A 1288-nucleotide genomic window follows, 5' to 3' on the forward strand; every position below is an offset into this window, starting at 1 on the left:
GGCGCGGACGTGGCCGTCGCCCCGGCGGAGCGCGATCCGTCCGTGACCGAGGTGCGGCTGTCGGAGGGCGCGGCCCGGCGCCTGCTGCCGTTCCTGCGGCGGGGGCGGGTGCTGACCGTTGAGATCGTGGGCGAGGCGGACGAGCGGATCGCCGCCGAGCTGGCGCTGCCGGGGCTTCAGGCGGCCTTGGGCGAGATGGACCGGGCGCAGGGCCGCGTGGACAAGCCCGAGGCGCTGGTGGCGCTGGTGGGCGGCGGAACGCCGGCCGCGCTGTCCGGCCGGGTGCGGGACGTGGGCCGCGACGCGGTGCCCCAGCGTCTGCGCACGGTGATGACCGATCAGGACTGCCCGGTCTGGGACCGCAACGAGACCGATCCCTCCTTCCTTGCGGACGAGTCCTTCGCGGCCGATCTTGGCGACGGGCGCACCCTGTGGGCCATCGTCTGCGCGTCCGGCGCCTACAATGTGGAGTTCGCGCTGTTCGTGGAGGATCCGTCCAAGGCCGCGGACCGGTTCGAGCGCCTGCTGTTCGCCACCTTCCTCGAGTCGATCGGCTGGACCGGCGTCGATACGCTGACCAACGTGGCCTACGATCCGGAGAAGAGGCAGCTCACCGCCTTCGAGAAGGGCCGAGCCGCCGGCGACTGCGGCGTGGTGGGAACGTGGGAGTGGGGCGGCGCCGCCTTCCGCATGGTGGAGTTCCGCGCCAAGGAAGAGTGCGACGGCGTGGGCGAGCCCGGCAAGTTCCCGATCGTGTTCCGGGGCGAGCGGTGACGGCGGCGCCCTGGCTTCTGGTCGCCGTCGGCGGCGCGCTGGGCTCGGTGGCGCGCTACGGCGTCAACGTGGCGGCCGGCCGGCTGCTCGGCGCGGGGTTTCCCTTCGGCACGCTCGCGGTCAACGTGGTGGGCGGCCTCGGCATCGGCCTGCTGGCCGGCATGTTCGCGCTGCGCGGCGACGCCTCGCAGACCCTTCGCCTGTTTCTGATCACCGGCGTGCTCGGCGGATTCACCACCTTCTCGGCCTTCAGCCTCGACGCGGTGGCGCTGTGGGAGCGGGGCGCGACCGGGCTCGCGGCGCTTTATGTGGCGGTCTCCGTCGTGCTTTCCATCGGCGCGGTGGTCGCGGGCCTCGCGCTGGCGCGCGCTCTGGGGTAAGCGAAGGATCGCCTCACCGCCGTCGTTCGGAAAGTTCGTTCCCATGCCGCCACGCCCGCCCCGTGGTCCCAAGCCCGTCTCGGGCAAGCCCGCCGCCGGCCCGCGCCGCGGCGACCGGCCTGCGCGGCCCGCCG

The 1288-nt window shown here is 73.8% G+C and carries 2 protein-coding genes; both read left to right on the plus strand.

Annotated features, from left to right (window positions below; genetic code table 11):
- Positions 1–774 (plus strand): DUF1176 domain-containing protein (locus ACFQ4O_RS17665; RefSeq protein ID WP_378777703.1); only part of this gene is annotated, 774 nt, incomplete at its 5' end.
- Entirely contained in the window at positions 771–1154 is a 384-nt protein-coding gene (gene crcB, locus ACFQ4O_RS17670; protein ID WP_378777705.1) for a fluoride efflux transporter CrcB, read from the plus strand. The genes ACFQ4O_RS17665 and crcB, both read left to right, overlap by 4 nt.
- Positions 1155–1288 lie beyond the last annotated feature (134 nt).

Source organism: Methylopila musalis (genome assembly GCF_042679725.1).
Lineage (GTDB): Bacteria > Pseudomonadota > Alphaproteobacteria > Rhizobiales > Methylopilaceae > Methylopila > Methylopila musalis.